Annotated in this window: 2 protein-coding genes; both read left to right on the top strand. The window is 39.0% G+C overall.

Translation table 11 applies throughout. The features are described 5' to 3' along the window. The coding region (locus tag VB654_RS25180) for a DEAD/DEAH box helicase (RefSeq protein WP_323216564.1) at positions 1-992 on the top strand (992 nt) is incomplete at its 5' end. A gap of 14 nt (positions 993-1,006) precedes the next feature. Continuing rightward, on the top strand, positions 1,007-2,034 hold a 1,028-nt coding region (locus VB654_RS25175), incomplete at its 3' end, for a hypothetical protein (RefSeq protein ID WP_323216563.1).

Below are 2,034 nucleotides of genomic sequence, written 5' to 3'. Positions count from 1 at the left end.
AATATGTTGATTCCAAAAATGGCCGCGTTCCCAAAAATCCCGAAAAGCTGCGTTCTTTGATGCGAGAAGTGATGGTACGAAATACCCGTGCCTTAGTCGATGTTAAACTACCGAAACGTTTTGCTACGACAATCACTGTTAACCCTGCTGCTGGTGAACAGAAGCTTTACCAAGATTTAAGTGCATATCTGCGATCGCACGAGGATAAGCTGGACAAACTCTCTCGCACAAATTTACTGATGCGGGCTGGTTCTTCTCCCGGTGCTTTGGCTGATTCACTCAAGCAACTGAGTAAACGCCTACCTGATGAGGAATTAAAGACTTTAGCAAAACGTGCATCTCAGGTTAAGCAGGTGGAAAAGGCCAAGGTATTGGTGGAGATGCTATCAAAATCTCGTCAGAAAACTTTGGTTTTCAGCACGCATAAAGCCACAAGTGCTTATTTAGCTAAAACTCTAGAAGCGGCAAATATACCCTTTGCGGAATTCCAAGGTGGGATGTCCCTCAAAGACAAAGATGCGGCGATCGCTTCCTTTCGGGATCATGTTTCTGTGCTGTTAGCATCGGAAACAGGTGGAGAGGGTCGTAATATTCAGTTTGCCAATGCGATCGTTAATTATGACCTCCCCTGGAACCCGATGAAAATTGAACAGCGCATCGGTCGTATCCATCGCATTGGACAAACCCAGGATGTGTTTATTTTTAACTTTTGTTTAAAGGACAGTATTGAAGAATACATTCTGCGGATACTACATGACAAAATTAATATGTTTGAATTAGTGGTAGGAGAAATTGAGTCAATTATTGGCAATGTGGATGATGAGTTTGACTTTAGTGAAGTTGTCATGGACATCTGGTTAAAACATCAAAAACCTGCGGCACTAGATACCGCCTTTGAACAATTGGCCGATAATTTATTACAAGCCAAAAACCAGTATCAGCAAATTCAAGATTTAGATGAGCAGATTTTTGGTGAAGATTTTGAAGCTTGAGGTATGCAATTTTTATGTTATCAGATCCTATTCTTACTACTTTAGAAAAAATTGTGGCTTTGCATGATGGGATAGCAGAACCTGCTAGTGAATCTATTTTGAATGCCTTGTTAACTGAAAATTTAGCTGCGGTGCTTTCTCTCCCAGAAGAAGTTACTTTTACCACGAAAGCTGATGTTCCTGAAAGTGTTTTTGTAACTTATCATTCAGAAGTTTTAAATAAGTTGTCAGACTTATTAACTGTGAGAGGGCAAATTACTAACTTGGGTGTTAAATTTGATGGACATTTGAAGAATACAGGCTTTGAGAAACTTTTATTGGAAAAACTTGTGCCACAAAATGGCTTAATTCGTTTTATTGAGGCTAAACCAGAAATTACTCGTTATATTTTGTGTAATGTTGCTTATACAGCCAATGCGGAGGAAAAAAGAATTGGGTTAGTTTCGTTTATTATCAATGAACTCACAGGAGTAACACCTATAGAAATTGGTGACGCTTTATTTTGGGAAGCTGACCGAATTTCTGTGGAGCATACACCATTATCTATTCCTTTCGAGGATTTATTGCAATTAATTGAACATCAAGGTGCAATCTTAATTGATCATTCTTTAGAAAATTGGCAGGCTAAGTTAAGCAGAGCAAAAACCAGGGATGAAGAACGACTCAAGGCTTATTACAATACTATTAGCTCGGAAATTCACCAAAAAATTGTGGTGAAACAGTTAGTAGGGGATGAAAAGGATAAGGAATTAGCACGAATTGAGGCTACTAACCGGGAATTAGAGCGAAAATTGTGGGATATCCAAGAGCGTTATGCGATGAGTGTAGAGGCTTGGTTACATAGTGCGATGATTATTCATTTACCTACTGTACATATTCAGTGTGAGTTGCAAAGAAAAAAAGCCAAACGGACGGTTACAGCTGTTTGGAATCCCTTTACAAAAATTATTGAACCGTTGCGTTGTGAAGTGTCAGGAGAGGCTGTTTATACTTTTTATTTAGATGACATAGAGGCTAAAATTATTTCTTCGGCAGTTTGGCA

Source organism: Nodularia sp. UHCC 0506 (genome assembly GCF_034931045.1).
GTDB lineage: Bacteria > Cyanobacteriota > Cyanobacteriia > Cyanobacteriales > Nostocaceae > Nodularia.
Note: the sequence above shows the minus strand (reverse complement) of the source record. Positions and strands in the feature narration are given on the sequence as shown.